At 59.9% G+C, this 24,071-nt stretch carries 21 protein-coding genes; 13 read left to right on the forward strand and 8 right to left on the reverse strand.

Translation table 11 applies throughout. From position 1 onward, the window contains the following. Positions 1–26: 26 nt before the first annotated feature. The 6 genes from G9X68_RS08395 to G9X68_RS08420 all read right to left on the reverse strand — a co-directional run bounded on the left by G9X68_RS08395 (position 27) and on the right by G9X68_RS08420 (position 5,887). Entirely contained in the window at positions 27–575 is a 549-nt protein-coding gene (locus G9X68_RS08395; protein WP_171601984.1) for a hypothetical protein, read from the reverse strand. Positions 576–596: 21 nt separating this feature from the next. Continuing rightward, complete coding sequence (locus G9X68_RS08400; RefSeq protein WP_244956123.1) at positions 597–2,177, reverse strand: bifunctional DNA primase/helicase; 1,581 nt, start codon at positions 2,175–2,177, stop codon at positions 597–599. A 192-nt stretch (positions 2,178–2,369) separates the two neighbouring features. Then, positions 2,370–3,143 (reverse strand): DUF1376 domain-containing protein, encoded by a 774-nt coding sequence (locus G9X68_RS08405; protein ID WP_171601985.1) that lies wholly within the window; start codon positions 3,141–3,143, stop codon positions 2,370–2,372. Between the two features lie 226 nt (positions 3,144–3,369). Beyond that, positions 3,370–3,585: a helix-turn-helix transcriptional regulator gene (locus G9X68_RS08410; protein ID WP_171601986.1), complete on the reverse strand. Its 216-nt coding sequence runs from the start codon at positions 3,583–3,585 to the stop codon at positions 3,370–3,372. Between the two features lie 167 nt (positions 3,586–3,752). Next, entirely contained in the window at positions 3,753–4,691 is a 939-nt protein-coding gene (locus G9X68_RS08415) for a hypothetical protein (RefSeq protein WP_171601987.1), read from the reverse strand. A 26-nt stretch (positions 4,692–4,717) separates the two neighbouring features. Next, a complete protein-coding gene (locus tag G9X68_RS08420) occupies positions 4,718–5,887 on the reverse strand; it encodes a tyrosine-type recombinase/integrase (protein ID WP_171602183.1) in 1,170 nt (389 codons plus the stop codon). A gap of 403 nt (positions 5,888–6,290) precedes the next feature. Between G9X68_RS08420 and G9X68_RS32295 the strand changes: the two genes are divergently transcribed. The 8 genes from G9X68_RS32295 to G9X68_RS08455 all read left to right on the forward strand — a co-directional run bounded on the left by G9X68_RS32295 (position 6,291) and on the right by G9X68_RS08455 (position 13,896). Next, on the forward strand, positions 6,291–6,581 hold the full coding sequence (locus G9X68_RS32295) for a poly(hydroxyalkanoate) granule-associated protein (protein ID WP_342355318.1): 291 nt from the start codon (positions 6,291–6,293) through the stop codon (positions 6,579–6,581). 548 nt (positions 6,582–7,129) lie between these two features. Next, positions 7,130–7,903 carry a glucose-1-phosphate cytidylyltransferase gene (gene rfbF, locus G9X68_RS08425; RefSeq protein WP_171601988.1) on the forward strand — a complete coding sequence of 258 codons (774 nt, stop codon included), beginning with the start codon at positions 7,130–7,132 and terminating at the stop codon, positions 7,901–7,903. After that, the gene (gene rfbG / locus G9X68_RS08430) at positions 7,894–8,958 is read left to right on the forward strand and encodes a CDP-glucose 4,6-dehydratase (RefSeq protein ID WP_171602184.1); all 1,065 of its coding nucleotides are present in this window, start codon (positions 7,894–7,896) and stop codon (positions 8,956–8,958) included. Before rfbF ends, rfbG begins: the two co-directional genes overlap by 10 nt. After that, positions 8,955–10,190: a class I SAM-dependent methyltransferase gene (locus G9X68_RS08435; RefSeq protein ID WP_171601989.1), complete on the forward strand. Its 1,236-nt coding sequence runs from the start codon at positions 8,955–8,957 to the stop codon at positions 10,188–10,190. The genes rfbG and G9X68_RS08435 overlap by 4 nt, the downstream gene beginning before the upstream one ends. Beyond that, a complete protein-coding gene (rfbC, locus tag G9X68_RS08440; RefSeq protein WP_171601990.1) occupies positions 10,187–10,729 on the forward strand; it encodes a dTDP-4-dehydrorhamnose 3,5-epimerase in 543 nt (180 codons plus the stop codon). Before G9X68_RS08435 ends, rfbC begins: the two co-directional genes overlap by 4 nt. Then, positions 10,726–11,964 (forward strand): glycosyltransferase family A protein, encoded by a 1,239-nt coding sequence (locus tag G9X68_RS08445; protein ID WP_168314712.1) that lies wholly within the window; start codon positions 10,726–10,728, stop codon positions 11,962–11,964. Before rfbC ends, G9X68_RS08445 begins: the two co-directional genes overlap by 4 nt. 62 nt (positions 11,965–12,026) lie before the next feature. Further along, the gene (locus G9X68_RS08450) at positions 12,027–13,175 is read left to right on the forward strand and encodes a DegT/DnrJ/EryC1/StrS family aminotransferase (protein ID WP_171601991.1); all 1,149 of its coding nucleotides are present in this window, start codon (positions 12,027–12,029) and stop codon (positions 13,173–13,175) included. A 46-nt stretch (positions 13,176–13,221) separates the two neighbouring features. Then, positions 13,222–13,896 carry a GNAT family N-acetyltransferase gene (locus G9X68_RS08455; RefSeq protein WP_171601992.1) on the forward strand — a complete coding sequence of 225 codons (675 nt, stop codon included), beginning with the start codon at positions 13,222–13,224 and terminating at the stop codon, positions 13,894–13,896. 6 nt (positions 13,897–13,902) lie between these two features. Here the strand turns inward: G9X68_RS08455 and G9X68_RS08460 are convergent, their stop codons facing one another. Next, a complete protein-coding gene (locus tag G9X68_RS08460) occupies positions 13,903–14,235 on the reverse strand; it encodes a hypothetical protein (RefSeq protein ID WP_171601993.1) in 333 nt (110 codons plus the stop codon). 61 nt (positions 14,236–14,296) lie between these two features. Next, positions 14,297–15,904, reverse strand: coding sequence for a GumC family protein (locus G9X68_RS08465; RefSeq protein ID WP_171601994.1), 1,608 nt, complete (start codon positions 15,902–15,904; stop codon positions 14,297–14,299). A 135-nt stretch (positions 15,905–16,039) separates the two neighbouring features. Here G9X68_RS08465 and G9X68_RS08470 point away from each other — a divergent pair, with 135 nt between their 5' ends. The 5 genes from G9X68_RS08470 to G9X68_RS08490 all read left to right on the forward strand — a co-directional run bounded on the left by G9X68_RS08470 (position 16,040) and on the right by G9X68_RS08490 (position 23,699). Continuing rightward, complete coding sequence (locus G9X68_RS08470; RefSeq protein WP_171601995.1) at positions 16,040–17,089, forward strand: glycoside hydrolase family 5 protein; 1,050 nt, start codon at positions 16,040–16,042, stop codon at positions 17,087–17,089. A gap of 2 nt (positions 17,090–17,091) precedes the next feature. Then, the gene (locus tag G9X68_RS08475) at positions 17,092–18,384 is read left to right on the forward strand and encodes a hypothetical protein (protein ID WP_171601996.1); all 1,293 of its coding nucleotides are present in this window, start codon (positions 17,092–17,094) and stop codon (positions 18,382–18,384) included. Between the two features lie 160 nt (positions 18,385–18,544). Beyond that, positions 18,545–19,561: an acyltransferase family protein gene (locus tag G9X68_RS08480; RefSeq protein WP_171601997.1), complete on the forward strand. Its 1,017-nt coding sequence runs from the start codon at positions 18,545–18,547 to the stop codon at positions 19,559–19,561. A gap of 218 nt (positions 19,562–19,779) precedes the next feature. Next, on the forward strand, positions 19,780–20,664 hold the full coding sequence (gene purU, locus G9X68_RS08485) for a formyltetrahydrofolate deformylase (RefSeq protein WP_171601998.1): 885 nt from the start codon (positions 19,780–19,782) through the stop codon (positions 20,662–20,664). A 113-nt stretch (positions 20,665–20,777) separates the two neighbouring features. After that, complete coding sequence (locus tag G9X68_RS08490) at positions 20,778–23,699, forward strand: aminotransferase (RefSeq protein WP_171601999.1); 2,922 nt, start codon at positions 20,778–20,780, stop codon at positions 23,697–23,699. The last annotated feature ends 372 nt before the right edge of the window (positions 23,700–24,071 follow it).

The raw sequence follows: 24,071 nt of genomic DNA on the forward strand, positions 1-24,071 counted from the left end.
GCTTCGTTGTAACGGCGCAAGTGCCGTCACGCGCTGTTGCGCCTATCTCCACGGCTTTCATATCCCCAATTTCGGGCCATCTCGTCGAGACCATCCTTTAGATAATCTGCAAGCGTGGTGCGCTCCCGATGCGATTTGGCAAGCTCGCCGATGGCATAGCCTTGGCCGGCAACCTTGCTCATGATGTCGTAGGCTTTGATTCCGAGGATCTCCCTGCAGCGCTTCAGCTCTTGGCCGGCGCGGATCTGTCGTTCCGTCAACGGTTCGCGAGATCCGCCGCCGTCGACCGGCTCGCGGCTGTAGTCGAACGATCCTGCTCCTGCCCCGCCCATGGCCTCGTAGAGCGCCCTGAAGCGCGTTGCTGCGGCAAGCTGCGCCTCGTTGATCTGCTTCCTGGCAGCGAGAGTGACTATAGCGCTCTCACGGATATTCATCTGCGCCTGGATCTTCACCGGGTTGGTTTCGATGCCCTGGTGGGCCTTGGAATAGAACGGGTTGTCGACGGTGACCTTTTCGACCTTGATCTTGGGTTGCCATTCCAGTCCGCTCGTCTGCTTCTTGCGCTTTTCAGACATCTTTGTCCCTCGTATCAATTTTCAGAATTCGCCATTGGACTTTTGCCGATACTGCTGGTGGTCTGCCTGCGCTGCTTTCCAGAGCGGAGCAAAGCCATTCAGAGATCGATAGCCCTCAGTCTCCGGCAGGTATTCCAGCGTCACGTCACCCTTGCGGCCGGACCATGAGAAGCGGGCTTTCTTCACCCAGACCACCGTTTCGTGGAGATCTGGATCGGGGACATCGATGACGACGCCGTGGTCGGGTTTGTTGTACCAGGCTGCCGACCCCTCGATGTCGTACAGGGTCGGAGTCCTGGATTCGCCGCCCTTGCCGAGTTCCTTGGTCGGATGTGCGACGACGATCGCCAACACCCCGTATCTAAGCGCAAACTTACGGATCTGACGGAGCGCCCGATTTATGTACTGCGTCTCGCTTTCACCCTTCGGCCGGTAATGCTCAACCTCGTTCCATGGATCGATGACCAGCACCCGGATCGAATGCCGCATGACGGCGTCCGCGGCGCGCTCAAGAAGCCATTCCAGCGTCATGTCGTCATCAGCCTCTCCAGTTGGATCGGCATCGATGAAGACGAAGTGCTGCTGAATGAAGACGTCCGCTTCCGCCACGTCGTCGCGGGTCCATTGCTTGGTGCCGAGCCCCGACGCAGCCAGCCGGAGCTTGAAGCGCAGCGCCGGCACCGTCGGGATTTCGAATGACGCCACGCCGACGCGCCAACCGTGTTTGCGGGCGAGGTTGATGCAGAGATTCATGGTCCAGGTGGATTTGCCGTGGCCCGGAATGCCGGTGACCACCATCAGCTCGCCCAGCCAGACGCGGAGATAGTCGTCGAGGTCCGGCCATCCTGTCGAATAGGTCACCGGCTCGTCAAGCTCCGGGTAATCCGAGAGCAGATAGATGCCCTTGACGGGGTACGGCTTTGCTTCCGTGATGACGCGAACGACCGCATCCGGTCCCTGCCGCATCTTCACATCGTTCAGGTCTTTGCAGCCCTCCGGATAGGTTACGAACGAGCATCGAGCGGCGCCGAGGCGCCGGACCAGCTCCGCGGCCAGCCTGCGTCCAGGAGGATCGCTGTCGACCGCCAGAATGAACCGCTTGATGCGCTTGATCCGATGACGGTTGTTGAAAACGAACTCGAATTTCCCATGGCTGTCATCGTCGGGGACGGCGTCGTCGAGCTGGTCGGGGTCTTCACCGTCCCTGACAGGCGGGGCACCGTCCGGGACGCTGACGGTCGTGTGAAAGCCGCAGTCGATCGAGGTCAATGCGTCGATTTCACCTTCGGTGATGATCAGCGCCTTGTGCCCTTCCTCAAGCGCGGGATCATCCATGCAGTCCGCGTTCCAGAATGTTTTCCGGCCGCCCTTGCGCTGCCAGAACTTCTTCCCTGGCGCCCGGTATTTCTCACCGACTGGCCGGCCGCCGTCTATGAACGGGAAGACGACGATGTTGCCTGCAGCATCAGGCTCAACTGTGGTGACGCCGTCGGCGCCGGTGACGGCCTTACCCGTATAGGCTCCGGAAAGAACGGCGACCTGAGGGTCGATCTGCCGGTTTTGGAATGCCAGTGCGCCCGCCGGGCCGAGAATGTTGGTCAAAGAAATCGCCTCCATGGAAGCCGCAATGGTGACAGTTGAACTGGACGCCTTCAGCATCGATCCGGACGGAGAGACAGGGCTCACGCTTGTTGCGCCGGCTCGACGAGCATTTCGGGCAGGTTGTTTTCTGATTGCCGGCGGCGACGCGCCTAAGCTGGATGCCGTTTTCGCGAATGATCTGATCTATGGTTTTCATATTCGTGGGTCGGCCCGCCGTTGGCCGCCTCCTCGATCGCGAACTGCTGCGGCGGTGCTAACGCGATCGACCGCCGCTCGTTCTTTTTTCGCCAAAGCTCCACTGACGGCAGTGAACCACTTGTTGCCCTTGGTACCCGCCCACTCGTCCAGGGCCCAAAGCTCCGCTTCAAGGGCGACATGCGGGAATGCCTTCCGCCACTGCTCCAGATTGGCTGCAGTCAGCCTGATCGACTGCGCTTCGAAGGCAAAATCCTGAGAAATCGAAGGGGCGACGGCAACAACATCGTCAGATGTTGTTTTATCTTCTATTCCCTTCTCTTCCCTTCCCTTCCCTTCGTGCTCTGTTACAGAGGCAGTGACATTCTCTGTCACAACGTCTGTCACAGAAGACTGACGTTGAAGTTCCCGCGCCTCCCGAGCTGCCGCAGTGCGCGATTTGTTCATGCGAAGTTTGCCGACAGCTTCTGTCGCAATTTCTATGACAGTGCTGTGCCAGACACGCCCGTCGCGGCGATCCCAGCCCTTGAGGATGTCATCTTTCAGCTCTTCCCACTTTTCCGGCGAGCACATGGCGGCATCGGCCAAAACGTCGTCGTCATCCTCAATGCTGCCGGCCGGGATCTCGTGCCAGGCGCGCATCCAGAGGTTCACCATGTAAAACGCGATTTCCGGATTTCGCTTGCAGCGCAGCCACGCCTTCGACTTGCGAAGGCGCTCGATCTGCAGCGGCATGTATGGCAGCCGTTGCACGTCAAGATCTTCGTTCATCGTTGCTTCCGTCGGCTGCGGACATTGTGCACTGGGAAGATAAGGACCTTGCGGTCAGACACCAGGTCGACCGGAGACGGTGGAGGTTCCCCGACAAAGGCGGCATAAAACGCGCGATACGCAGATGCCACCGCACTCCTATCCGAGTAGTCGACTGAGCTGTCAGCCTTCATCCTCGCTAATCGGTAGGCTTCCCAGGTCTCTGATTGCTCCTCCAGTGACGCGATCATAGCGGTGCCCCTCTAAAGGGCTGCGGAGCACGAGCGGATTTGGCCTCTTCGATCGTGCTAAGAATATCCGACAATGGCCATTTGGAGAGCGATCCGATTTTGATTGGCCTAGGCACAGTGCCGTCTGCGACTCTGCGATAGAACGTAGGAACGCTGATTTTCAGAATGGCTGCGGCTTCTTTTTTGGTGAGAAGCGGATCGGTAATCTGCATTTGTGTCGCCTGTAGTTCGGTTGATACAGGCTGAGCATATTTGACGAAAAACAGTCGAACCGACGGTTATGTGATGGAAATCGTCATAAGCGATGGTTCACTGTAATCTTTTTGCATAACCAGTGGTTCCTTTATGGAACACGTAGGAACCACTGGTTATTCTTTTCCTAAGCCTTTGCTCTCATTGCCTTTATCAAGGCCCGATAATGCTTCACCCAATCCTTGTACCACCCCGGACCGAGGCTCTTGTTTTTGATCTGAAAAAGCTGCGTACCCTCTTTGCGGTCGTACTCCGCGGCGAGCTTCTTGGCAGCCTTGATGATTTCGTCATTGTCGCAGAATGCTAGTTTCTCGCCCTGCGCCGTCACAAGGCGATCAAGAACCCTATAACGCTCAGCAGCTGCCTTGCCTTGGCCGCCTTTTCTGCCGTTTTCCGAATTTCGCTCAACGACTTCCATATGTTTTAAGGCGAACGCTTCGTACTGCATTTTCATTTGGTACTCTGCCCAAAGGAAGCCTAAGCGCAAATCATCGTTGTGGCAGTAATACAGCGACTTCATGTTCGCCACATACCAAAGTCTGCTCAGCGGCTTCGCCAGATGCCTCGCCGCAAGTTCCATCGCGTAGAGTTCCCAATTTTCGCCGAAGCTTTGCTTTGCTTCATCGATGGCGGATCGTCCCTCGATCGCCTCAAGCTTCGACAAAATCTCGGGTGTAAGGTGGCCGCTTTTTGTCCAGCCATGAGCCTCGAGAACGCCGAAGCATTCGCCATACCAATCCATCTCGTTGAAAACGGACAAGTGTCTCGCAGTCAGCCCGCGGTTAGACCGATCTGCGCTAATTCCCTCCATCGTAAGCGAATGCCGAGCGATGCCAGAGGCAATCAACGGACCCGCATCCTCGAACTCGTAGAGTGTAGGGAACTCGGTTTTGTCGTCATCGGGAAAGCAAGGCATTAGAAAATCCGCGCCGTCGCTTTCTTGCGGCGGCTTGTTGGGATTCAACGCGTTCATCATCCCGGTCCACTCCTGATGCGGAATCTTCCAAAACTGGCGCCCTGCGATCTTCACCTTTTGCCACGAGGCCGGCTTGCTGTTCAGATCCATTATCATTCCTTTACAAGCTGGGTCATCTAATGGGTTTTGCCTGCGACGTGTTTTGCCCATTGCGCCAGGATACTTCGGCGCTGTTCCAAAAAGTCGGTTCGTCGATATGCCCGCTCGACAGCGCCCCCGACGGTATGGCCGAGCATTGTTTCAGCCACGTCGTGTGGAGTCTCCGTCGCTTCGGCTATCCAGTCGCGAAGGCTGGACCGAAAGCCATGCGGACGCGCTTCTAGTTTCGCCCGCTCCATCAGCCGGCCCATAGTCATATCGCTGATAACGCCCCGCTTCACACTCGGGAAAAGGAACCCTTCACGCGATAATTTTCGCGCTTGCTCGACAATCAAAAGCGCCTCTTCAGAAAGCGGGACCCGAAAATCCGGCGTCTTACCCTTTCTGCCTTTCATCGCCTCACCTGGAATGGTCCAGACAGCGCCAGTGATCTGGCTTTCGTGAAGGAAGCGCAGGGGGCCAGAGCGGACACCCGTGAGAATGAGCAGACGCAAGGCAAGGTGCGTCACGCTTTCATCGGCTAACGTGCTGTAGAACGCGGGCACTTCACGCCAAGGCATAGCCGGAATATTCGTTGCCTTGTGGCGCTGCTGGCCAAGAAGGGCGCGAGCCTTCTCAGGTGCCTGAATGTCAACATCGAGACCGAGGGCGGCGGCATGCTTGAAGCAGATGCTCAGACGGTTCAACGCCTTTCTTGCTGTCTCTGCTTTTGTATGCCAGATGGGCGATAACGTGTCGCGAATATCGATTTGGTCAACTTCGGCGATCGGAACTTTTCCCAGCTTCGGAATAACGTGAAGCTTCAATGGAGTGAACCAGCGTCCGGCCAATCCGTCGCCTTTGAGCTCCGCTTTTCGACTTTTGAATGCGTCTTCCGCGATTTCCTCAAGTAGATGCAGATGCCTCGCAGCATCTCGCTTAAGCCGCTCTCTCTCCTTGATAGGATCTATGTTTTGCCGAGCGACGGCACGCCACTTTGCTGCCTCGGCGCGGGCATCTTTGAGAGATACGTCAGTGGCGGAGCCTAAACCCATCTCCCGGCGCCTGCCGTGCACTGTGACGCGAAGCACCCATTGTCCGCCGCCGTCCGGCCGTTTATGGTACCAAAGTCCTCCCCCATCAGCATGCTTGCCAGCACCAAGGTTCTTCACCGATAATGCTGTCAGCTTGTTTAATTCACGCCCCATCGATCCACCTTTCAATCCACCCAAAGCAAGGCGATTGGTTGCTATTTGGTGATATACGATGAGTCGAAACCAGACAAGTAAGCCACTGAAAATAAAGCGCTTTGATAGTGGTTGAGACAACATGACTTCAGGTGATGTTCGAGTCCGGTGCCTCTTCTGGGCACCATTCCATTCTTGATCGCTACCAAGATCAAGGAGTTAAGCCTTTCCAGCTAAGTTATGCATTGGTGCCTTGTAGCAAAGGCCAGCCACGATGCGCTTGAGGCCTGTTCACTCGATAGCTCCCAAGAACTCTCCGAAATCCAGATTTCTGGACGCTTATTCCCACAGCTCTCGATAGCTGCCTCCATTGACTCCCTCACTCCAAAATGTGAACATATGGCGAACATAATGGAGTCTTGCGATGATCCGATACGCCACGTCCGCAGCCGGTAACCCCCAGCCGCCAAAGGCGCGCGAGGTGTCGGCTACCGAGCCGGCCGTTGAAATGCCTCCCTCCAGGTCGGTCGTTGAGGTGACCTCTGCCGGTGCGGTGCTTGCTGCCTACCCGCTGCTTCCCAGCTCCGAGGCGGACGAGCTCGGCTCCGACCCTCAACCGAAAACCACCAAGCCAGCACGCCGTGCGGCAACAAAACGTAAGTCCAAGGTCGTCGAGGCACACGACACTTCCCTGCAGCTTAGTCTAGAGGCTTAACCGCAAACGATCCGGCCAAGATATGGCGGCAGCAAACTCTCACCATAATCTATATAGCACTTCGGAAACCCGAAATTGGCTGCGGGCCTGAAATCATTGGATGTTTTTCCAGGATGACAGCCCGCGAAAGGCGGCGAATTTCGGGATCCCGAAGCGCGGGAATTTCGGGATTCCGAAGTGGGATTTTTTCTTCGGGCCGGCGCGCGGGGCCTTTGCCGGGGGGCAATCGGCCGGCAGTATCTGACGCTTTCCTATCAGGATCAGCCGCTTTCTGTTCGGATCAATCGCGCCCGCTTGGCTCCCTCGCAAAACTGGAAGGACGTGCCCTTCGGCCAAACGGGATGTCCCGAATGGCACGTTGTTCCATTGCTCAACGCACGGCCTGCGAAACGCGCGGCTGCCCGTTCCGACACTCCCGCAAGCCTCGCACAAGAACGAAATCGGATACCGGGGCAAGGATGAACATACGGCCGTTCCGCCTGTAAAGAGCCCAGGCGGCTCTGTGGGTGGTCGGGAAACCTGACTACACACTCTGGAGTTCGCTTGGGATGAAAGTCGTAATTCTCGCCGGTGGCCTTGGCTCTCGTCTTGCCGAGGAGACCAGTATCCGACCCAAGCCTCTGGTCGAAATAGGCGGCATGCCGATCCTCTGGCACATCATGAGCATCTATGCTCATCACGGGCTCAATGATTTCATCATCTGCGCCGGCTACAAGGGCTACATGATCAAGGAATATTTCGTAAACCTTGTTCTGCACCACAACGACATCACCGTCGACCTCGCCTCCAACAGCATCAATTATCACGGCGGCACGCGGCCGAACTGGCGCGTGACTGTGGTCGATACCGGCATGCATTCGATGACCGGCGGGCGTATTGCGCGCATTCGCGACCATCTGACACCCGGCGAGCCTTTCTGCCTGACCTATGGCGACGGCGTCGGCGACGTCGATATAGCCGCCGAAGTCGCCTTCCATCGCAGCCATGGCCTCAAGGCGACGATGTGCGCTGTAACCCCGCCCGGACGTTACGGCGCCACGAATATCGAGGGGCAGTTCATCACCTCCTTCGTCGAGAAACCGAGAGGCGACGGCCAGCGCATCAACGGCGGCTTCTTCGTGCTCGATCCTTCGGTGGTCGACCTCATCCCGGACGACGACACGATCTGGGAAGGCGGGCCGCTGGAATGGCTCGCCGCCAACAACCAGCTCGCCGCCTTCAAGCATGACGGCTTCTGGCAACCGATGGATACGCTTCGCGAGCGCAACCACCTGGAAGAACTCTGGAATTCCGGAAAGGCGCCGTGGAAGCTATGGGCCTGACGGACTTCTGGAATGGCAGGCGCGTGTTCCTGACGGGACACACGGGGTTCAAGGGATCCTGGCTGTCGTTGTGGCTGGAAAAGCTCGGTGCGAAAGTGGCGGCGGTCTCGCTCGAACCCGAGACCAATCCCTCGCTCTATGGGCGGCTTGCGCCCTGGAACGGACAGGGCCATCACATTGCCGACATCCGCGAGGCGGCGACGTTCAAGCAGGATTTCATCGATTTCGAGCCTGAAATCGTCATCCACATGGCAGCGCAGGCGCTGGTACGGCGCTCCTACGAAAATCCGACCGAAACCTTCGCGACCAATGTGATGGGAACGGCAAACGTGCTTGACGCGGTGCGGGAAACGCCTTCGGTCAAGACGGCTCTCGTCGTCACCTCCGACAAGGTCTATGCCAACAACGGCAGCGGCGTTCCCTTCGTCGAGACGGATATGCTGGGCGGCAAGGACCCCTACTCCAATTCCAAGGCCTGCACCGAACTCGTCGTCCAGAGCTACCGCGACAGCTTCTTCAAGGGGCGCGATATCAGGCTTGCGACGGTACGTGCCGGCAATGTCATTGGCGGCGGCGACTGGTCGAGAGACCGGTTGATCCCGGACTTCATCCGCGCCTTTGAAAGCAGCCAGCCGATCCTGCTGCGCTATCCCGAAGCGATCCGCCCCTGGCAGCACGTGCTGGAGCCGCTCGGCGGCTATCTCGCCTTCGCCGAGGCCTTGACACTTGCCGGCGAAAAGGAATTACCCGAAGCGCTCAATTTCGGGCCCGATCCGCAGAGTTTCGCAACGGTCTGCGAAATTGCGGAAGCGCTCGGCCTCGCCCATGGCGTGAATGACGTCTGGAAGCCGGCGCCGGGAAAACATCTGCCGGAAGCGCCTGCCCTTACCTTGAGTTCGGCTCTGGCGCTCCACACCATCGGCTGGCGCCCGCGGCTCAGCCTGCAACAGACGATCGACTGGACGGCCGCCTGGTACAAGGCCAACCGCGAGGGCGCAGACATGCGCGCCTTCACGCTCGCCCAGATCGCGGCATATGAGGAAACAGGATCATGACAGCACATAATTGCCGGTTTTGCGATGCCCCGCTGAAGCATCGTTTCGTCGACCTGGGATCGACGCCGCTCGCCAATGCCTATCTGACGGAGGAGCAGCTCAAACTGCCCGAGCCATCCTATCCGCTGCGCGCCTTCGTCTGCACGGAATGCTGGCTGGTGCAGGCCGATGCCTTCGTTCCGCCGGAAGACATCTTCAGCCACTATGCCTATTTCTCCTCCTATAGCGACGGCTGGGTGGAACATGCGCGCCAGTTCACCATCATGGCACGGCAGCGTTTCGGCCTCGACGCCACATCGCAGGTGATCGAAGTCGCGAGCAATGACGGCTACCTCCTCAAGCATTTCGTCGAGTCGGGCGTGCCGGTGCTCGGCATCGAGCCAGCTGAGAACGTTGCGGAAGTGGCGCGGCAGATCGGCGTTCCCACGGAAGCGCGCTTCTTCGGCAAGGAAACCGCTGCCGATCTCGTCTCCCGCGGCCTGGCCGCCGACATTGTCATCGGCAACAACGTGCTGGCGCATGTGCCTGACATCAACGATTTCGTCGGCGGGCTTTCGGCCGTCCTGAAGCCGGACGGCGTCGTCAGCGTCGAATTCCCGCATCTGCTGCGGCTGATGGAAAACATCCAGTTCGACACTGTCTACCACGAGCATTTCTATTATCTGTCACTGCTCGCCGTTGAAAAGGTCTTCGCGGCGCACGGCCTCAAGGTGTTCGACGTGGAAGAACTGCCGACCCATGGCGGGAGTCTCCGCGTGCTTGCCTGCCGTGCAACATCTACCGCTCACGCAACCGGCCACGGCCTTGCCAAGGTCCACGCCGACGAGGTGGCCGCCGGCTTCGACAAGGTCGAGACCTACGAGGCCTTCCAGAGCCGCGTGGCGCCGATCAAGGATGGCCTGCTTGCCTTCCTCGCGGAAGCCAAACGCGGCGGCAAGAAGGTCGCAGCCTATGGCGCTGCCGCCAAGGGCAACACGCTGCTGAATTTCTGTGGCGTCAGCACGGATCTCATCGAATATGTCGTCGACCGCAATCCGCACAAGCAGGGGCATTTCCTGCCGGGGAGCAAACTGCCGATCTACGCGCCGGAGAAGATGGACGAGACGCAGCCGGATTACATTCTCATTCTGCCTTGGAACATCAAGAATGAGGTCGTTGCGGCCAACAGCAGGGTCGGCGCCTGGGGGGGACGCTTCGCGGTCGCCGTGCCCGAACTGACGGTGCTCGGATGAAATTCGTTCCGACAGCGGTTTCGGGTGCCTTTGTCGTGGAAGTCGAAGCGCGCTCCGACGACCGGGGAATGTTCGCACGAACCTTCGACGCGCAGACCTTCGCGACGCAGGGTCTCGTGCCCGTCTACCCGCAGTGCAATGTCTCGCAGAACCACAAGCGCGGAACGCTGCGGGGCATGCATTACCAGGCCGAGCCGCGACCGGAGATCAAGCTGGTGCGCGCCACGCGCGGCAGGGTCTTCGACGTGGCGCTCGATCTGAGGCCGGATTCGCCGAGCTATCTCAAATGGGCCGCCGTCGAGCTCGATGCCATCAGTCACAACGCCTTCTATATACCTGCCGGATGCGCACACGGCTTCCTGACGCTCGAAGACGACTGCGAGCTCTTCTACCAGATGTCGGAAACCTACGTACCGGAGCTTGCCCGCGGCGTCCGCTGGGACGATCCCGCCTTTTCCATCGCCTGGCCGTTCACGCCGAGCGTCATTAGCGAGCGCGACGCCGCGCTTGAGAGTTATAGCCAGGAGACAAGCCTTTGAGCGGCATCAAACTCACCATCTGCATCCCGACCTACAACCGCGAAGCCTTTCTCAGAAACTCGCTGACCTACTGCGAGAACGACTACAAGTTCGACTTTCCCTTCGAAATCGTCATCTGTGACAACGCCTCTACGGACGGCACGCAGCAGGTGGTCGAAGAATTCATCGGTCGCGGGCTGCCGATCCGATATTACAAGCGTGAAACCAATGCCGGCGCCCTGGCAAACGTCACGAGCACTCTGCGCCTCGGCAGGGGCGAATACCTCGTCTACCTTGCCGACGACGACATCCTGATCGCCGATGCGGTGGCCGACACCATCAAATATCTCGACAACAATCAGGAGGTGACCTGCGCCCATGCGCCATGGTTCTTCTACGACGAAGTTGCCAAAACCGACATCGCGAAGTTTTACAATGTCGAGGAGGATCGGAAGTTTCCGCACGGCAGCTTCGGCGAAGTCTTCCAGTATATTTTCGAACGCCACATCTTTCCGGAAATCGCGATCTACCGCTCGTCAACCCTGCGGTCGGCCTGGACCCCGCGGGAATTCTGCTTCTACCCATTCCCGTTCCTTGCGCATTTTCTCGATCAGGGCGCGGTCGCCTTCCTGCAGCGGCCGTTCTACCGCTCCATCGCCAATTCGGCGATCGCCCGCGACCGCCCGCAGGAAGGCACTAACGACGTCATGACGAGCTGGGATCGCTATCGCGGCGGGCTTGAATATTTCCTCTATACGGGCGCCAAGCGCGGGGCGCTGAACATCACGCCCGAGACGCGTCTCAAGTATGACGAGATGTGCAAGATCTTCACGCTCAATCGTATGGCCGTCGCCTTCCGCTTCTGGGCGGCGCGCAAGAACTTCATCAAGGCCTATGAGCTTTATACCCGCATTGTGTGGGGCGGGATGCACGACCACCCGGAAATTCGCAGTTTCCGTGAAGGGCTGCCCCTGATGGTCGCCATCCAGACGCTGGTGAGCGAAGTGAATGCGGCAATCGGCATCGATACGCTGCTTCTCGGCGGTTTCTCGGAAATCGCGGCGCTCGAAGGCCTGATGCGCGAACTCGGCCTCAACGAAAAGGTGAAGGTGACGGTGAAACTCAGCGACAGTCCGCTGGAAAGCACCGCCGTCTTTGTCAGCGTCGACAGCGACCGGGAGTATTTCGCAGCACTTGGCTACCTGCCCAATCTCGTGTTCCACGAGCACGATTTCGCCCGGCACATCATCATGTGAGCCTCGCGCCAGCGTCGTGGCAGGCGCCTGGTTTTGATTTCAATTCAACAGAAATTAGCGGCATGACAAACAGGATCTTCTACACCAAGCCTTCCATCACTCAGCTCGAAACGGATTATGCGGCCGATGCCGCTTCCACCGGCTGGGGCGCGCGCTGCTACGATTATCTCAACCGCTTCGAACGCGACTTCAAGACCTATCTCGGCAGCGACTTTGCGATCGCGACCTCAAGCTGCACCGGCGCGATGCACATGGGGCTTGCAGCGCTCGACATCGGCGCCGGCGATGAAGTGATCCTCGCCGATACGAACTGGGTTGCGACCGTTTCTCCGATCGTCCACCTCGGCGCAAGACCCGTTTTTGTCGACGTGCGTGCCGATACGTGGTGCATTGATCCCGAAGAGGTCGAGCGCCATATCACGCCGAAGACCAAGGCCATTATCGCCACGCATCTCTACGGCAATCTCTGCGACATGGACGCCCTGCTGGAAATCGGCAAGCGGACGGGCATTCCGGTGATCGAAGACGCCGCCGAAGCGATCGGCTCCGTCTGGCACGGCCGCCGCGCCGGCTCGATGGGCGCCTTCGGCACCTTCTCCTTCCACGGCACCAAGACGCTGACGACGGGCGAAGGCGGCATGTTCGTCACCAATGACGCCGCCCTTTACGAAAAGGTGCTGACGCTCAGCAATCACGGCCGGGCTCGCGGACAGACGAAGCAGTTCTGGCCAGATGCGATCGGCTTCAAATACAAGATGTCCAACATCCAAGCGGCCATCGGATGCGCCCAACTCGAGCGCATCGAGGAACTCGTCAACCGCAAGCGCGAAATTCTGGGCTCCTACATGATCCGGCTTTCGGCCCTGCCCGGCATCTCGATGAACCCGGAATACACCGGCACGATCAACGGCGCTTGGATGCCGACCGCCGTCTTTCATCCGTCGACGGGCATTACCCGCGAGATGATGCAGCAGACCTTCGAGACCGCCAATATCGACGCGCGCGTCTTCTTCTATCCCCTCTCCAGCCTATCGATGTTCGAGGATCGGCCCAAGAACGTGAACGCCTGGAGCATTCCGGACCGCGCGATCAACCTGCCAAGCTATCACGACATGAGCGAAGCCGACATCGACCGGGTGGCGGCAACGCTGCTCGATCTGGCGACCGGGCGGATCTACCACAACAGCACGGCATTGCGGCAGTCGGTCTAAGGCAACACTGCCGCAAGGTCCGAGCGAACAATCGGGGATAATCGTCATGGCGCAAGTCGATATCGTCAGCCTCAAGGACAATGCGGATCCGGCCAGACGGCTCCGACTTCCGATCAGGGACGATAGCGGCAGGCGCGTGGGCGACCTGCAATGCATCGACAGGTCGATGCTCGACGAGCCCGGCCTGATCGACAACCTGACGACATGGCGCAACCAGTCGATGCCGTTTTTCCTCAGCCAGTTTAGTGCCACCGAAGAACGCACGCGGCGGTGGCTCGAAACCATCTCGTTGCCCGCCGCCGACCGAATCCTATTCGTCATTTGCGATCCCGGCGGAAACCGGTTCGGCAATTTCGGCATCTGCAATATCCAGCCCGGCTCGGCCGAATTCGACAACGTCATCCGCGGCCGGCCGAGCGATATCCGAAACCTGATGTTCCATTGCGGCATGACACTGCTGGAGTGGATGTTTTCCGGGCTTGGGGTCGAAACCGCCGAGCTGCATGTCTTCTCCCACAATGAAAAGGCGATCGGCCTTTACAAGCGGCTGGGCTTTGCGGCGGCCGAAAGCCTGCCGCTGCGGTGCACGGAGGAAGAGGGCATGGTCAAATATTCGATCGTCGATCCATCGGAAGCAAATGCCGGCTTCGACTATCTGAGGATGGAGCTTCCGATCGAACGTTTCCGGCAGGCGCATCCATCGGCTTTGCTGACCGGATGAAGCCCCTCACCGCACCGGCTGATAATGGCCGCGGAGCGGCACCTTGTCGTCCATCGAGATGAAGCCGTCGCGTTCGCAGACATACATCAGCGTCGGCATGCCGCCCGAGCGGAAGATCTCGTCATAACGACGGCGGACCTGGACGGTTTGCGTGCGGCAATTGTAGGATTCCTCCTCGTTCTTGTCCGGCTGCGCCTTGACGCCGGGAAGACCCTTGTAGGGATAGAGGGGTTGAACGCCCGAATCGACCGATTTCGTCCAGTCGACGGCAAGCGCGGACGAGGGCGCAAGGCCGGACACGGCAACGAGCAATATCGGAAGCATCATCACAAGCCGCATGGCAACTCTCCTGCCGGCGTTGGTGGCCGCTCTGACGATGTAGGAAAGCTCAGCATCGTCATCAAGTTGCCGCAGCAGGCGACTTCCTGAAATAACTTCTGATCACGGGATGGCCGAAGAGGCCGGCAAGGATCGCAAAGCCGGCGCCGACGACAAAACCGGCAAGAAAACCGCCGATGACGCCGGCGACCAGCAGGATTTTCTTTCCCGGACCGTCGGCCTTGACCGGCGGCTCGGCCGGCGAGATGACGCGAATGTTACTCTGGTTGAGGTTCTGCTCCTCGCTCGTCTGGCTGGAGCGCTTCAGCACCGTCTCGTAAATATCGCGCGCCGCAGTCGCCTTGCGCTGCAATTCGTTCAATTCCACCTGCTTGTCCGACGAACTGGCGTGCAACGCCTTCTGCACGGCAAGCTCCTTGGCGATGCTGTCCTCGGCGGCCTTGGCCTGCTCGTATTCGCCCCGTGCCGAGGTGGCGAGTCGCTGCAATTCGCCCCTGATTTCGCCTGATATGCTCTGCAGCGACGAGCGGGCCGCCTGCAGGCGCGGATGACGCGTGCCCATCTGGCTTTCGAGGCTGCCGACGGCGGCGGCCTGGGTAGCATATTGCTGACGCAGGCTGACGAGCGGCGAGGTGACGCCGCCCTCCGTCTGGTTGCCGGCGACGATGTCCTCGACGCGGAGATTGGCGACGGCATCGGCGCGCGTCTTCGCCTGGATGGTCTTTTCCTGCGCCGTCACCAGCATCGTGTTCAGCGAGACCAGCCGCTGGTCGGAGATCAGATTGCCCTCGGTCGCGGCCATGTCATTGTCGGCGCGGAAGGTCTCGACGGCCTGCTCGGCCTCCAGCACCTTCTGACGCAGATCGTTAAGGCGTCCATCGAGCGTAGACGACGTGTTTTCGTAAATTCCGTTCGAAGCGCTGTTCTCTTCCTCGGTGAAGGAAGTGACGACCTGGTTGGCAAGCCTTGCGGATTTTTCGGGATCGTTGGTCGTGGCAGCAAGCGAGACGACATAGGTGCTGGCCTCGCGGGTGATGACCAGCGCCTTCTGCAGAGTGCCGATCACGGCGGCGCCATCCGTCCGGCCGCCGGTGAATTCGGGATCCTGGTCGAGCTTCATGGCCTCGACGACGCGGCGCAGCACATTGCCCGAGGTCAATATCTGCACTTGGCTGTCGATCAGAGCCGAAATCATTTCCGGCGAGGGACCCGACGATTGCGCGCCGGCATCGGCAAGGCCGATCTGGCGCGGATCGAAATAGAGGCTGCTGACGGCGGTGAATTTCTGGGCGATGAGCGGCGCCACCGCCCCGCCGGCGAGGGCTCCAAGAAGCGCCAGGCCAAAGACGATCAGCCGCAGGCTCCAGATCGCGGCGATACTCGAGCGGAGGTCGAGAAGCGGTGCGGCAGACGCGGACTCCGCCTTCGGCGGCGCATCCATGACAGGCTGTTTTTCAGGCGGAGGCGCCGGGCGCTCATATTGGCGGGTTTCCGCAAGGCTTGCCGGCGGCACGAAGGGGGGCGGGGCGGGTTCGGGCGATGGCCGGACGAAATCATCCGGGCGGATGACAGGACTGCGCATGCGCACGCCTTCCGGCGCAGTCTGAGATGGCTCAAAACTGCGCCAGCCAGGGAGCCGGCTTACCCTGTTCCTGTCATACTGGTTCATACGCGCACTCGTGTCCTGCCCAGCGTGAAAGACTGAAGCCGAGGTGCCGATACTTTAGAAATTCTTAGCTAACGGACCGTTAAAATAAGCTCAGCGACGCCGATGTTGCGATTTGCCGCGATAGCGAGGATGCCCATGAAGACGACACGACATCTGACAGCGCTGCTGCTTGCCGCCGCTCTGATCCCGTCGCCGGCCCTTGCTACTGAGGCGCCCTGCTACCGTGGCGTCAATTTGTCCGGCGGCGAATATGGCGAACGCGACGGCATCTACGGTACCAACTATACCTACCCGAGTGAAGACACGATTGGCTATTTTGCCGAAAAGGGCATGACGATCATCCGGCTGCCCTTCCGCTGGGAACGGCTGCAGCCCGCACTCGGCGGGCGGCTCGACGAGGACGAGCTCAAGCGGATCAAAGATACGATCGGCCTGATCCGCAAACACGGCATGGCGGTTCTGCTCGACCCGCATAATTTCGGCTATTACGACAAGACCCAGGTCGGCACGGCGCCGGCGACGGACTCCGCCTTCGCCGATTTCTGGGCGAGACTCGCCGTCGAATTCGCCAACCAGGAGGGCATTCTTTTCGGCCTGATGAACGAGCCGCACGACATCAAGGCGACGGACTGGCTCGATGCCGCCAATGCGGCCATCCGGAGCATCCGCGCGGCGGGCGCGCGCAATCTCATTCTCGTGCCGGGCACTGCATGGAGCGGAGCTCACAGCTGGGAAAAAGATGTGATCGGCGGCGCCAACGGCACCATCATGCTCGGCGTGCGCGATCCGCTCGACTTCTACGCCTTCGAGGTCCACCAGTATCTCGATATCGATTCTTCCGGAACTCATCCGACCTGCGAAGGCGCTGACTCCGCGGTCGAGGCGATCGCCGGCGTGACCGCCTGGCTCAAACGGAACCACAAGCGCGGCTTCCTCGGCGAATTCGGCGCCTCCACCGACAGGGACTGCATGAGCGGGCTGACGAACATCTATGCCACCATGTCTGATAATAGCGACGTCTGGCTCGGCTGGTCCTATTGGGCGGCCGGCGATTGGTGGCCGGCGAACGAGCCGTTCAACGTCCAGCCGCACAAGGGTCCTGAGCGGCCGCAGATGCGGCTTCTTGCCGAGGTGGCAAAAGCCGGTGCCGGCACTTGCTCCGCCGTCAAGCCTGCGGGGAAATGAGCATGGCGGTGGTCGATCAGAGGACAGCAACATTCACTGTAGCCGGCACCGTAGCCGGCAACCGGCTCGATGCCGTCCACGAGGCATCGCGCACCGATCATACGGTGCTCTGGCTTGGCCTGCTTTCCGTGCTCTATAACGGCATTCTCGCCTTCATCAACCACAACATCGTGCCGCTTTCGATGACGCATGTCGCCGCCAGCGAAGGCCTGATCATGGCGAGCGCCATCATCTACATCCTGCACAAGGGGATCTACGAGACCGACCTTCCGGCCTTCCTGTTCCTGCTGTTCACGCTCGTCGTGACCATTTATGTCAGCGTGCTCAACCGCATGCTGTTCATCGATCACTTCCGCAACGTGCTGATCATCTTCTGCTTTACCGGGCTCGGGGGCTGGAGCAATGAGAAAACTATGAAGCTCGCCTTTCGCTGGGCAAGCCTTGCCGTCCTGATCTTCCTGATCTTCGAGATCGTCAGCGTGCCGTTCTACGTCAGCATTGTCCATCCGTCCGATTATTTCGCCAATACGCGCGGGCTGCTGCCGCTGAGCTACAATACGACGGGCCTGTTCCAGAACGCGCTCGGCTTTCCCGAGCGCTTCTCCTTCGGCATCATCGACCACCGTTCCTCCTCGATCTTCCTCGAGCAGGTGTCGCTTGCCAATTTCTGCGGCGTGATCGCGGTCTACCTGATTTCGATGTGGGAGAAGCTCAGCCGCTGGGACCGGCTGCTGATGATCGGCACGGCCGTGCTGATCCTGGTGACGAACGACACGCGCACGATGCTGATCTTCTGCTTTGCCTGCATCGTCGGCTATTTCATCTTTCCGAAGATCCCGAAGAATTTCAATCTGGCGCTGATGCCGCTGATCGTCGCCGCGGGCTTCCTCGTCTACGTCCTGAAACCCAATGCGACCGGCGACAACTTCACCGGCCGCATCAACCTGACGATGAAGAAGATCATGGAGCTCGATCCGCTCGCCGTCCTTGGGCTTTCGGTCGACCGGGTCGCCGAATTCGCCGACAGCGGCTATGTCTACCTGATCTATGCGGCGACGATCTTCGGCGTCATCGCCCTGTGGCTGTTCGTCTGCCTTTTTCCCGCCGGGCGCACGGCGGCGCAGCGGCGCTGCGCCCATTCACTTTCTCTTTTCATTTTTCTGAATATGATGATCGGAGGAACCGCGGTCTTCTCGATGAAGATTGCCGGTCTCCTGTGGTTCGTCGTCGGATATATGCGTTTCCACGATAGCCCGCGGATCCGGCAGGGTCGTCCGGCAGATGTATTGAGTTGACCGCAGCGGCACCTCGCCGCGCGAGCCCTAGAACAGGATGATTTTAGGCCGGATCGGCCTAAAATCTGAATCCTGTTCTCAATTAAAGAGTTAGAGCATGATGTCGTCCGAAAACCGCTGCACACTTTTCGGCATCATGCTCTAGGGAGCAAGACGCTCGATGCTTGTCCAGCTTCAATATCTGCGCGCCATCGCGGCGCTGATGGTCGTCTATTTCCACGCGGTATTGCAGCTTGCCAAGGTCAATCCCGCCGTCGACGCCACCGCCTTCGTCTATGGCGAAACCGGCGTCGACATCTTCTTCGTCTTGAGCGGTTTCGTGATGTGGCTGACGACGAGCGGACGCACGATGAGCCCGATCGATTTCGCCCGCCGGCGCATCAAGAGGATCGTGCCGCTCTACTGGCTGGCGACGCTGTTTTCGGCGACAGTGGCGCTGGTCGCCCCGTCATTGCTGAAATCGACGGTGTTCGACCTGCCGCATCTCATCGCCTCGCTGTTCTTCCTGCCATGGGCAAATCCCGCCGATCCGAGCACGATCACGCCGGTGATCGTTCCCGGCTGGACGCTGAATTACGAAATGTTCTTCTATTTCGTCTTCGCGCTGCTATTGCCGCTACAGGAAGTTCGGCGCATTCCGGCGATGTTTGCCGTCTTTGCCGTCATCCTGATCGCCTGCCGACTGCTGCCGGAAACGACGGTGACCCGGTTCTACGGCGAACCGATCATGCTGGAATTCCTCGCCGGTGTCGTGCTCGGCTGGCTCTACGGGCAGAAGGTGCTTTTGCCGAACCGCTGGGCTTGGGCGGCTCTTGCCATGGGCTTTGCGTTTCTCGTCATCAACGAGGCGCTGATGCCACCGGAAAGCCGGTTCTATGCCTGGGGAATCCCGGCGATCTTCATCGTCTACGGCGCGATCTCCATCGACTTTTCCAGGCTGCCGGTGATCGGATGGCTGAACTATCTCGGCGACTGCTCCTATAGCATCTATATCACCCACGCCTTCACGCTGGCTTTTCTGAGGGTCGCCGCCGATCGCCTGCCGATCGGCATCCTGCAGCAGCCGGTGCTCTTCGTGATCGTGTCGCTGGCGCTCTCCTCGATCGGCGGCGCCATTATCCATGAGATCACCACGCCACGCCGGAAAGCGGCCGTGGCGAGCCGCCCGCCGGCCTAACTTCAGCACCGAAGGCGAGAATACGCATCCAAGCGGCGCTGACGGTACAGTTTTTCGCGCAACTTCTCTTAAGCTTCAGACTGAGCAATGACAGAACTTGCACGAACGTGATGGTTTATCTTGCAATTTGTCGCATGAATGAAAGTGCGCCGGCCTATTCGCGGTCCGGGCTTTGATCTAAGCACAGCGGCGGCCTTGGAGAGGGAAGAGGGAAAGACATGACAAGTTACGTATTGACGGTATCATGCAAGTCGACACGCGGCATTGTGGCGGCGATTTCGAGCTATCTGGCCGAAAAGGGCTGCAACATCGTCGATAGTTCGCAGTTCGACGATCTCGATACCGGCAGGTTCTTCACGCGGGTGAGCTTCATCTCCGAGGAAGGCGTGCCGCTTGCCGAACTCAAGGAAGGCTTCGAGCCGATCCGCAAGCGGTTCGCCATGGATGCCGAGATCCATGACGGCGGTGCCCGCATGAAGGTGCTCTTGATGGTGTCGCGCTTCGGCCATTGCCTCAACGATCTGCTCTACCGCTGGAAGATCGGTGCGCTGCCGATCGACATCGTCGGCGTCGTCTCCAACCATTTCGATTACCAGAAGGTCGTGGTCAACCACGACATTCCCTTCCACCACATCAAGGTGACGAAGGAGAACAAGCTGCAGGCCGAAGGCCAGATCATGGATATCGTCGAACAGACCGGCACGGAACTGATCGTGCTGGCGCGTTACATGCAGGTGCTTTCGGATGCGATGTGCCAGAAAATGTCGGGGAGGATCATCAACATCCACCATTCCTTCCTGCCGAGCTTCAAGGGCGCCAATCCTTACAAGCAGGCTTACGGCCGCGGCGTGAAGCTGATCGGGGCAACCGCGCATTACGTCACCGCCGATCTCGACGAAGGCCCGATCATCGAACAGGACACGGCGCGCATCACCCATGCGCAGTCGCCCGACGACTATGTCTCGATCGGCCGCGATGTCGAAAGCCAGGTGCTGGCGCGCGCCATCCACGCCCATATCCATCACCGCACCTTCCTGAACGGCAACCGCACCGTGGTCTTCCCGGCCAGCCCCGGCGGCTACGCCTCCGAACGCATGGGCTGAGCGCAGCCCTGCATCTCTTTTGCTGGCAAACGACAATCCCCGTTGCCTGCCAGCGGCAAGTACTTGATTATCTCGTTCAATAGGTAATCGAATCATGCTGCGGGAGGGGTGTCATGACCGACGAGGCGCTTGTTGATCGCATGGCGCTGCCGCGCCCCGACGTGACCGCCACTGATGCGGAAGAGATCCTCCTTGCTCATTACAGCCTCTCCGGCACGCTTGCCGAACTCGGCAGCCAGCAGGATCGAAACTATCGTGTCGATAGCGACAGGGGTCGCTACGTCCTGAAGATCTGCCATGCCGCCTACGAGATCCGCGAGCTCGAAGCACAGAATGCGGCGATCCGTCACCTCAAAAGCAGGCAAGGTGCGCCGCGCGTTCCAAAGGTGATCGCCACCAATGACGGGCGGGAGATCGTCGTCCTTACCGTGCGCGGACAGGGCTATCAGGTCCGGCTGTTGGAATATCTGGAAGGCCAGGGGCTGACGGAACTGACCTATCTGGCGCCGGCTTCCGTTGCAGCCCTCGGCGCGCTCTGCGCCAGGCTGGCGCAGGCGCTTGCCGATTTCGACCATCCCGGTCTCGACCGCAGCCTGCAATGGGACCTCAGACGGGCAGGTCCCGTTGCCGTGCAGCTGCTTTCGGCCATCACCGACAGTGCGGCGCGCGACCGGATCGCCAAGACCATGGTGATGGCCGTTCGCCGCATCCAGCCGTTGGCGCCATCGCTTCGGCTGCAGGCTGTGCATCACGACGTCACCGGTGACAATGTCGTCGGCCACCGTGACGCCCGTGGCCATATCATCCCCGACGGGGTGATCGATTTCGGCGACATCATCCGCGGCTGGCTGGTCGGCGACCTCGCCGTCACCTGCGCTTCGCTGCTGCATCAGGCAGATGGCGACCCCTTTCATATCCTGCCCGCCGTCACCGCCTATCAGGCGATCTTTCCGCTGAGCGACGAGGAACTGAAGGCGCTCTGGCCGTTGATCGTCGCACGCGCGGTCATTCTCGTCGCCAGCGGCGAGCAGCAGATTTCGGTCGATCCCGACAATGACTATGTCCGCGACAATCTCGACCGCGAGCGGGCGATCTTCGATACGGCGATGTCGGTTCCCTTCGATCTCATGGAAGCCGCCATCCTCAAGGCAGCCGGCGCAGATGTCGCCGCGCCGGAAACATCGGGATGGCTGCCGTTGCTGCCCGACATCGATCCCGCCGGGATCGCCTATGTCGACCTTGGAGTGCGGAGCCCGCATTTTTCCGCCGGCAACTGGCTGAATACCGACATGGACTGGCGGCTGCTTGCCCGCATGGCAACCGAAAACGGTACGGCAGCGACGCGCTACGGCGAATATCGGCTTTCCCGAGCGGGAACCGCGAAGGGGCAGGCGACCTGCGCCCTGCATGTCGACATATGCCTTGCCGCAGGCAGCGCGATTGCGGCGCCCTTTGCCGGCCGCATCGGCTGGAAGGACCAGCATCTGACGCTCGCCGGCGACAACATGACCCTGCATCTCGACGGGCTCGACCTCTCGGTCGAGGATGGAACCGAGATTGCCGCCGGCGATTCGCTCGGCACGGTTTTCGGAGAGGCGTCGTCGCTCAGCGGACTGCGCGTCCAGCTTTGCATTGTCGCCGGTCTCGAACCGCCGCTCTTTGCCACACCGCGCGCGGCGGCGGCCTGGTCGGTGCTCTGCCCTTCGCCCTCGCTGCTTCTCAGCCCGCAAGCGGATGCGCCGCAAGCTGAAACCGCCGAGCTCTTCGCCAGACGGCGGGTGCACCTCGCAAGGCCGCAGAAGAATTATTATGCGGCACCGCCGCAGATCGAGCGCGGCTGGAAGGAGCATTTGTTCGATGTCGAGGGCCGCGCCTATCTCGACATGGTCAACAACGTCACCATCCTCGGCCATGGCCATCCCAAGCTCGCGGCGGCGATCAGCGCGCAATGGCTGCGGCTCAACACGAATTCGCGCTTCCACTACGCCGCGATCACGGAATTTTCCGAACGCCTCGCCGCCCTGTCGCCGGATGGGCTGGACGCGGTCTTCCTGGTCAACAGCGGCTCGGAGGCGAACGATCTGGCGCTTCGCCTGGCGCAAGCCCATAGCGGCGCGCGCAACATGCTCTGCCTGCTCGAAGCCTATCATGGGTGGTCGGCGGCAAGTGATGCCGTCTCCACCTCGATCGCCGACAATCCGCAGGCACCGACCACCCGGCCGGACTGGGTGCATGCCGTCATTTCACCGAATACCTATCGCGGCGCATTTCGTGGTCCCGATACCGCGGCAAACTATCTCAGCGCGGTAACGCCGGTGCTGGAGGCCATCGACGCCGGCGGCAACGGCCTTGCGGGCTTCATCTGCGAATCGGTCTACGGCAATGCCGGCGGCATTCCGCTGCCGGACGGTTATCTCAGGGAAATCTATGCGCAGGTGCGCGCCCGCGGCGGCCTCTGCATCGCCGATGAGGTGCAGGTCGGCTATTCCAGGCTCGGACATTATTTCTGGGGCTTCGAGCAGCAAGGGGTCGTGCCCGATATCATCACCATCGCCAAGGGCATGGGCAACGGCCATCCGCTCGGCGCCGTCATCACCACGCGGGAGATCGCGCAATCGCTGGAGAAGGAGGGTTATTTCTTTTCCTCCACCGGCGGCAGCCCGGTCAGTTGCGTCGCCGGCATGACGGTGCTCGACATCATGGCCGAGGAAAAGCTGCAGGAAAATGCCCGGACGGTCGGCGATCATCTGAAGGCACGGCTTGCCGCGCTGATCGACCGCCATCCGATTGCAGGCGCCGTGCACGGCATGGGCCTCTATCTCGGCCTCGAATTCGTCCGCGACAGAACGACGCTGGACCCGGCGACGGAAGAGACGGCTGCAATCTGCGACCGGCTTCTCGAACTCGGCGTCATCATGCAGCCGACCGGCGATCACCAAAATGTGCTGAAGATCAAACCGCCGCTCTGCCTCAGCATCGAAAGCGCGGATTTCTTCGCGGACATGCTGGAGAAGGTGCTCGAAGAGGGCTGGTGACCCAGAGGCTCCAGCATTAACCAAATCGGTCATTTCGAGGCATTTCGATTTTTCGTGAAACGAGCCATTGCCGGAATCGGCAAGGCTTCCTATGTCTGCCGCGGTGATCGATCGAACTTCGATTCTGTCATGCGAATTTAACGAAGAGCTGATATGTTTCTTTCTGCAAGTTCGGGCTGCGACGGAATGAATTTTTTCGGATCGTCGATATTTTGACACGTTTCGGAATATGTTTCTGACAGGCTATCGGGTAATCTCTACCAAGTTAGTGGATTATAGAAGACAGCCTTCACCGGCCCCGGGCTCTACCGGGACCCCTCAAGTGCAACGCCAACACAAGGAACGAGCATGATAGACATCGATATTCTCGCC

It is taken from the genome of Rhizobium changzhiense (assembly GCF_013087625.1).
Classification (GTDB): domain Bacteria; phylum Pseudomonadota; class Alphaproteobacteria; order Rhizobiales; family Rhizobiaceae; genus Rhizobium; species Rhizobium sophorae.